At 72.3% G+C, this 7,019-nt stretch carries 7 protein-coding genes and 2 pseudogenes; 2 read left to right on the top strand and 7 right to left on the bottom strand.

Going from position 1 to position 7,019, the window contains the following annotated elements; translation table 11 throughout:
- Both G7A99_RS05485 and G7A99_RS05480 read left to right on the top strand, forming a co-directional pair.
- Positions 1-609: pseudogene (locus G7A99_RS05485) on the top strand (conjugal transfer protein TraB); the annotation flags it as partial.
- A gap of 55 nt (positions 610-664) precedes the next feature.
- Positions 665-1,795 carry an aminotransferase class V-fold PLP-dependent enzyme gene (locus G7A99_RS05480; protein ID WP_163139143.1) on the top strand — a complete coding sequence of 377 codons (1,131 nt, stop codon included), beginning with the start codon at positions 665-667 and terminating at the stop codon, positions 1,793-1,795.
- Positions 1,796-1,800: 5 nt separating this feature from the next.
- On the opposite strand, the gene G7A99_RS05475 is transcribed toward G7A99_RS05480, so the two are convergent.
- From G7A99_RS05475 to G7A99_RS05445, 7 genes and pseudogenes are all read right to left on the bottom strand, one after another.
- A complete protein-coding gene (locus G7A99_RS05475; RefSeq protein WP_163139142.1) occupies positions 1,801-2,583 on the bottom strand; it encodes a TatD family hydrolase in 783 nt (260 codons plus the stop codon).
- Between the two features lie 22 nt (positions 2,584-2,605).
- Positions 2,606-2,965, bottom strand: a complete 360-nt coding sequence (locus G7A99_RS05470; protein ID WP_018716757.1) for a PilZ domain-containing protein — start codon at positions 2,963-2,965, stop codon at positions 2,606-2,608.
- Positions 2,952-3,956, bottom strand: coding sequence for a DNA polymerase III subunit delta' (gene holB / locus G7A99_RS05465; RefSeq protein ID WP_018716758.1), 1,005 nt, complete (start codon positions 3,954-3,956; stop codon positions 2,952-2,954). Before holB ends, G7A99_RS05470 begins: the two co-directional genes overlap by 14 nt.
- Entirely contained in the window at positions 3,953-4,585 is a 633-nt protein-coding gene (gene tmk, locus G7A99_RS05460) for a dTMP kinase (RefSeq protein ID WP_026320883.1), read from the bottom strand. The genes holB and tmk overlap by 4 nt, the downstream gene beginning before the upstream one ends.
- A 1-nt stretch (position 4,586) precedes the next feature.
- Entirely contained in the window at positions 4,587-5,603 is a 1,017-nt protein-coding gene (gene mltG / locus G7A99_RS05455) for an endolytic transglycosylase MltG (protein ID WP_205599741.1), read from the bottom strand.
- On the bottom strand, positions 5,600-6,436 hold the full coding sequence (gene pabC / locus G7A99_RS05450; RefSeq protein WP_163139140.1) for an aminodeoxychorismate lyase: 837 nt from the start codon (positions 6,434-6,436) through the stop codon (positions 5,600-5,602). Before pabC ends, mltG begins: the two co-directional genes overlap by 4 nt.
- Positions 6,437-6,452: 16 nt before the next feature.
- A pseudogene (locus G7A99_RS05445) lies at positions 6,453-7,019 on the bottom strand (beta-ketoacyl-ACP synthase II); the annotation flags it as partial.

Here is a 7,019-nt window from a genome sequence, read left to right as displayed (position 1 = left end):
CGGGACCGCTTCATGGCGGCGCGCCTGCTGAGCGAGGCGGCGGAGCACCGGCCGCGCCACGTGCTCGCCGTCGTCGGCGCGGGCCATCTCGCCGGCCTGGAGGCGGCGCTGCGCGAGGGGATCGCGGAGCCGGCCGCGGAGGTCCAGCGGCTGAGCTACACGCCGCCGCGGGCGCGCTGGGTCCGCGCGATCCCGTGGCTGGTGGTGGCCCTGGTGCTCACGGGCTTCATCATCGGCTTCAACCGCAGCACCTCGCTGGGCCTGGAGCTGGTGTTCGAGTGGGTGCTGATCAACGGTGCGCTCTCCGCGCTGGGGGCGGCCCTGGCCCTCGCCCATCCGCTCACGGTGATCACCGCCTTCGTGGCCGCGCCGCTGACCTCGCTCAATCCCACGGTCGGGGCCGGGATGGTCACCGCGGCGGCGGAGATGGCCCTGCGCAAGCCCCAGGTGCGAGATTTCCGTGCCCTGCGCAGCGACGTCACCCGCCTGCGCGGGTGGTGGCGCAATCGCGTCGCGCGCACGCTGCTGATCTTCCTGCTGAGCACCCTGGGCTCCGCGGTGGGGACCTACCTCGCCGGATTCCGTATCGCCGGCAAGCTCTTCGGCTGACCGGCCCCGGGCGCCGGCGATACACACGGCCTGCGCGGGACATCAGGAGACGCCCATGCATGACGAATTCCCACAGGACGAATCGCTCATCTATCTCAACCACGCCGGGGTGAGCCCGTGGCCGAAGCGCACGGCGGACGCCGTGGCCGCCTTCGCCGGGGTGAACGCGCGCCGTGGCGCGGCGGACTATCCCGCGTGGCTCCGCACGGAGGCCCGGCTTCGGGACCAGCTCGCGTGGCTGGTGGGGGCGGAGGGCAGCGACGACGTCACGCTGGTGGCGAACACCTCCGAGGGCCTGTCCATGGTGGCCCACGGCCTGCGCTGGCGTGCCGGCGACAACGTGGTGATCAACGACCAGGAGTTCCCCTCCAACCGGATGGTCTGGGAGTCGCTGGCGGAACGCCACGAGGTGGAGATCCGCGAGGTGGCGCTGACCGGGGCGGAGGATCCCGAGGGTGCGCTCATCGACGCCATGGACGAGTACACCCGGGTCCTGCCGGTGAGCGCGGTGCAGTACGGCAGCGGCCTGCGCATCGACTTGGAGCGCCTCGGCACCGCGTGCTCGGAGGCGGGCGCGCTCTTCTGCGTGGACGCGATCCAGCAGCTGGGCGCCCTGCCCTTCGACGCCACGGCCGTCGGGGCGGATTTCGTGGTCGCCGACGGTCACAAGTGGATGATGGGCCCGGAGGGGCTCGGCGTGCTCTACACCACGCCGGCGGCGCGGGAGGCACTGGAGCTGAACCGCTTCGGCTGGCACATGGCGGAGGCGCTGGGGGATTTCGACCGCCGTGACTGGGCGCCGGCGGCCACCGGCCGGCGTTTCGAGGCGGGCAGCCCGAACATGCTCGGCATCCACGCCCTGTCCGCGAGCCTGTCGCTCATCGAGGACGAGGGCATCGAGGCCGTCGGCGAGTCGGTGATGGCCAACGCCGGCACGCTGCTGGCGCGCATCGCCGATGAGCCCGCGCTGAGTGCGGTCACGCCGGCGGCATCCGCCAGGCACGCCGGCATCGTCACCTTCCGCGTGGCCGGGGCGGATCCGGAGGACCTGCTCGGGCGTCTGCGCGGCGCCGGCATCCCCTGCGCGGCGCGTGCCGGTGGCATCCGCTTCTCGCCGCACTTCTACAACACCGGCGAACAGCTCCACGCCGCGGTGGACCGCGTCCTCGCCCTCGCCGGCGGCTGACGGGCTCAGGCGCCGGCAGGGGCCGTCCGGGTCTGCGGGAAGAGCCGGTAGAAGTTCTCCCTGGTCACGGCCGCCACCTCCTCGACGGACTCGCCGCGTACCTCCGCGAGGCACTCGGCGACGTGGCGGACGTAGGCGGGCTGGTTCTCGCGGCCTCGGTGTGGCACCGGGGCAAGATAGGGGCAGTCCGTCTCGATGAGCAGCCGGTCCCCGGGGATGTGCGCCGCGGTCCCACGCAGTGCGTCGGCGTTGCGGAAGGTCACGATCCCGGACAGCGAGATGTGGAAGCCCTCGTCGAGCATGGCCCGGGCGGTGGGCCAGTCCTCGGTGAAGCAGTGGATGATGCCGCCGACCTCGCGGGCGCCCTCCTCGCGCAGGATCGCGAGCGTGTCCTGCGGTGCGGCCCGGGTATGCACGATCACCGGCTTGCCGATGAGCCGTGCCGCGCGCACATGCCGGCGGAAGCGCTCGCGCTGCCACTCCGGCCGGTCCTCGTTGTACGCGTAGTCGAGCCCGGTCTCGCCAACGGCGACGATGAGCGGGTGGTCGGCCAGCGCCGCCAGGGTCTCCTCGTCCGGGTCCTCGCCGGTGCCGCTGGGATGCACGCCGATGGAGGTGGAGATCTCGGTGTGGCGCTCGGCCAGCGCGATCAGCGCGTCACGGCTCTCCACGTCGATGGCGACGTTGAGGAAGTGCTCCACGCCCTCGTCGAGCGCGGCGGCCAGGGCACGGTCGGTGTCGGCGTTGTCTTCGAGCAGGTGGAAGTGGCAGTGGGAGTCGACGAACAAGGGCGTCCTCGCGGTCGTGAGTCTACATGGTATGGGTGGGACGCTCGGATTCCAGCGTGCCGGCGAGATAGGTCTCGATCTTGTTGCGCGCGGGGCCGCCGTCCTTCTCGGTGAACTGCACGCCGATGCCCGCGGTGCGGTTGCCCTGGGCGCCCTGGGGGGTGATCCACACGACCCGTCCCACCACCGGGATCTTCTCGCTCTCCTCCATCAGGGTGAGCAGGATGAAGACCTCGTCGCCGATCTCGTAGCGCTTGGTGGTGGGCACGAACAGTCCGCCGTTGCGGATGAAGCCCATGTAGGCGGCATACAGCGCGTTCTTGTCGCGAATGGACAGCGACAGGATCCCCTGGCGCCCTCCGCCCCGGTTACTCTGGGTCATGGTACCCCCACTGACGGTCCCGCGCGTGCGCGCTCCATTCGGCGAACAGCGCCTCCGCCATCAGCTGGCCGTGCAGCGGCTGTTCGGCGGCGGCGCGATACTGCGACAGGCGCCGGTAGAACGCCTGTACGGCCTCACAGTCTACCGTTGCCGCCAGTCGCGACAACCCCTCGACGTCCGGTCCGCGGCCCGCCCCGGACGCGCCCCGGCGCGCGATCTCGCCGACCGCCATCTGCATGAGCTCGACGAAGCCGGCCCGGTCGCCCCCCTGCCAGTGGGCCGCAGCGGCGGTGGGCGTGGTCTCCCCGGCGGCGACGGCGGCGAGCTGGCGCACCACGGTGTCGTAGGCGTCACCGCCCTCGGCGTCGGCCAGCGCCATGGCGCGCAGCGGCGCGCCCCCGGCAAGGCCGAGCAGGCGCCCGGCCTGTGGGGCGTGTTGGCCGAGCCACTCCGCGCCGGCCTCCGGAGACGGTACCGGCACGGCGATCTGGTGGCAGCGGCTGCGGATCGTCGCCGGCAGCGCCGCCGGGCGCTCGCTGACGAGCACGAGCACCGCCCGTGCCGGCGGCTCCTCGAGGGTCTTGAGCAGGGCGTTGGCGGCCTGCGGGTTCATGGCGTCGGCGTCGGGCAGGACCGCGACACGGAAGTCGCCGTACTGGCTGGACAGGGTCACGAATTCGCTGACGGCCCGTATCTGGTCCACCCGCAGCCGGCTGCGCCCCTTCTCCACCGTGGCGATGAACAGGTCCGGGTGGGCGCCGGCGAGACGCATGCGGCAGCCGTGGCACGCGTCGCAGGCCTCGTCGTCCGCCGTGGGGTTGACACACAGCAGCCGGGCCCCAAGGCGGTGCGCCAGTGCCGTCTTTCCCACCCCCCGGGGGCCGTGGACGAGCACGGCATGGGGCATGGTGCCGGCGGCGATGCGACCGATAAGCCGCTGCCACGCCGCCTGGTGCCAGGGCATGCCCCGGGATTCGGCGGCCCCGCTCATTCGGACTCCCCGAAGGCCACGGCCAGCGCGGCGCGGATGCGCCGCTGGACGGTGTCGGTGTCGGCGGAGGCGTCGATCAGCCGCATCCGTTCCGGGTGCTCGGCGCAGCGGCGCCGGTAGACGGCGCGGGCGCGCTCGAAGAAGGTCCCGCCCTCGCTCTCGAATCGGTCCGGGGCACTGCGCGCGGAGGCGCGCTCACGGCCCTGCTCCACGGGTAGGTCCAGGTAGAGGGTGAGATCCGGGCGCAGCCCCTGCTGCACCCAGCGCTCCAGCTCGGCGATGCGTGCCTCGCCGAGGCCGCGCCCGCCGCCCTGGTAGGCGTAGCTCGCGTCGGTAAAGCGGTCGGAGACCACCCACTGGCCCTCGGCCAGCGCCGGGCGGATGACCCGGGCGACGTGCTCGGCGCGGGCGGCGAAGACCAGCAGCGCCTCGGTCTCGGCGGTCATGCCGTGGTAGTCGTGGTTCAGGAGCAGGCCGCGGACGGCTTCGCCCACCGGTGTACCGCCGGGCTCGCGGGTCATCACCGGCTCCAGTCCGCGCTCGATGAGCCAGTCGCGCACGGTGTCCATGGCGGTGGTCTTGCCCGCGCCCTCGAGCCCCTCGATGGTGATGAAGCGCCCCGCGGTCATGTCACTGTCCCCCATTGAGCTGATAGCGGCGTACCGCGCGGTTGTGGGCCTCCAGGGTCGAGGAGAACACGTGCCCGCCCTTGCCGTCGGCCACGAAGTACAGCGCGTCGCCGTCGGCGGGATGGACAGCCGCATGGAGGCTGTCCCGCCCCGGTAGCGCGATGGGCGTCGGCGGCAGGCCCGCGCGGGTATAGGTGTTGTAGGGATTGTCCCGGCGCAGGTCGGCGCGGGTGAGATTGCCGTCGAAGCCCTCGCCCAGGCCGTAGATGACGGTGGGATCGGTCTGCAGTCGCATTCCGCGACGCAGCCGGCGCGCGAACACGCCGGCAATGCGGGCGCGCTCGCCGGCCACACCGGTCTCCTTTTCGATGATCGACGCCAGGATGAGCGCGTCATCGGGGTTTTCCAGCGGGAGATCGTCCGCACGGCCCTCCCAGGCGTCCGCCAGGGCGCTGTTCATGGCGCGGTAGGCGCGCTGGAGGAAATCGCGGTCGCTGGTGCCCCTTGGGAAATGGTATGTCTCCGGCAGGAACCGGCCCTCCGCCTTCTGGTCGGGATGGCCGAGGGCGGCCATCACGGCCTGCGAATCGTCGAGCGCAAGGGTGTGTTCGAGGGCGTCGTGATTGGCGACGGCGTCGAAGAGCTGGCGTGCGGTCCAGCCCTCGACGATGGTCAGCTCGTGCTGGATTACGTCGCCGGTGACCATCGCCCGAAGCAGGCCGGTCGCACTGGTGCCGGGGGCGATGCGGTACTCCCCCGCCTTGATCCGCGCGGCATCGCCGGTGTAGCGGCCGTACAGCCGCAGCGGCCAGGCGGCCTTCAGGCGCTCCTCACGGACGAGCCGCCGGGCGATGCCCGCCAGCGTGTCGCCCCGCGCCACCGTGATCTGTGCCGGCTCGGACCCGGCCGCGACGAGGGGCCGGCTCATGGTGGTCTCGTAGGTCTGCCACGCCCAGGCCGCGGTTGCGGCGGCGGCGAACACGGCGGCCATGCAGAGAGCGGTCAGCCATCGCTTCATGGCGAATGCCATCCCTTCGGGGTGATGATCGTCCCGGCGGCGGCGAGTGCATCGATGCAGGCCCGCGCACCGGCGGCCTCCGGCCAGGCCCGTCGCTCCAGGCGCGCCACCGGCCAGACGCCGACGAGGCTGTTGCTCAGCCACAGCTCGTCCGCCCGGGCGAGCCCGTCCCATGTCAGCCGCCGCACCCGGGGGCGCAGGCCGAGGCGGGGCGCCAGCGCGATGATCCGCCGCCGCATGACCCCGGCGATGCCGCAGTCGGCGACCGGTGGTGTGCACAGGATGTCGTCGAAGCGGGCGAACACATTGCTCATGGTACCGGCCACAACGTTACCACGGGTGTCGGCCATGAGCCCCTCGGCGATCCCGGGGTCGTCCCATTCCCGCCGGGCGAGAACCTGCTCCAGGCGGTTGAGGTGCTTGATGCCCGCGAGCGCGGGCTGTACGGCGAGTGCTGTCACGCAGCGGTGAACGGTGATGCCCTCCCGCCACCAGTGCACCGGGCGTTCGGGTACGCCGCCCCGGCGGGCGAGCACGCGGGGCCCGGCATCCGTGGGCGGGGTGTAGCCGCGCCCGCCGCTGCCGCGGGTGACGATAAGCTTGATGACGCCGTCGCCCTGCCCTGCCAGTGCCGCGACCTCGGCGTCGACCCGTTCCAGCGGCGCGGCGAAGCCGAGGCGGGTACAGCCGCGTGCGAGCCGTGCCCGGTGGTCCGGCCACAGTGCGGGTCGGCCGTCGACGACGGCCACCGTCTCGAAGACCCCGTCGCCGTAAGCCAGCCCGCGGTCGTCCGCCGGGGGGGCGGCGCCGGGTCGACCGTCGACGCGCCACATCGCCGCTGCCGCCGGATCAGTCGATCCGGCGGAAGATCACGGTGCCGTTGGTGCCGCCGAAGCCAAAGGAATTGGACAGCACGCCGCGGACGTCGCGCTCGCGGGCGCCACCGCTGACGATATCGATGCCCAGGTCTTCCTCCGGGTCGTCCAGGTTGATGGTGGGCGGGATCACGCCGTCGCGCAGCGTGAGCACGCTGAACACCGCCTCCACGCCGCCCGCGGCGCCGAGGAGATGGCCGGTCATGGACTTGGTGGAGGTGACCGCCACCTTCGGGGTGTGCTCGCCGAAGGTGCCGCGCATCGCGATCGCCTCGGCGCGGTCGCCCAGCGGCGTCGAGGTGCCGTGGGCGTTGACGTAATCGATCTCGTCCGGGTTCATGCCCGCGTCCCGCAGGGCGTTGGTCATGCAGCGCCGTGCGCCCTCGCCGTCCGCCGGCGGCTGGGTCATGTGATGGGCGTCACCGCTCATACCGAAGCCGGCGACCTCAGCGTAGATACGCGCACCGCGGGCCACCGCGTGCTCGTAGTCCTCGAGCACCAGCACACCTGCACCGTCACCGAGCACGAAGCCGTCACGGCC

It is taken from the genome of Arhodomonas sp. KWT, assembly GCF_010993615.1.
Note: the sequence above shows the minus strand (reverse complement) of the source record. Positions and strands in the feature narration are given on the sequence as shown.

Coding starts and splice junctions, on each gene's coding strand:
- G7A99_RS05480 (WP_163139143.1), top strand. CDS start 665: ATGCATGACGAATTCCCACAGGACGAATCGCTCATCTATCTCAACCAC.
- G7A99_RS05470 (WP_018716757.1), bottom strand. CDS start 2,965: ATGACCCAGAGTAACCGGGGCGGAGGGCGCCAGGGGATCCTGTCGCTG.
- holB (WP_018716758.1), bottom strand. CDS start 3,956: ATGAGCGGGGCCGCCGAATCCCGGGGCATGCCCTGGCACCAGGCGGCG.
- tmk (WP_026320883.1), bottom strand. CDS start 4,585: ATGACCGCGGGGCGCTTCATCACCATCGAGGGGCTCGAGGGCGCGGGC.
- mltG (WP_205599741.1), bottom strand. CDS start 5,603: ATGAAGCGATGGCTGACCGCTCTCTGCATGGCCGCCGTGTTCGCCGCC.
- pabC (WP_163139140.1), bottom strand. CDS start 6,436: ATGTGGCGCGTCGACGGTCGACCCGGCGCCGCCCCCCCGGCGGACGAC.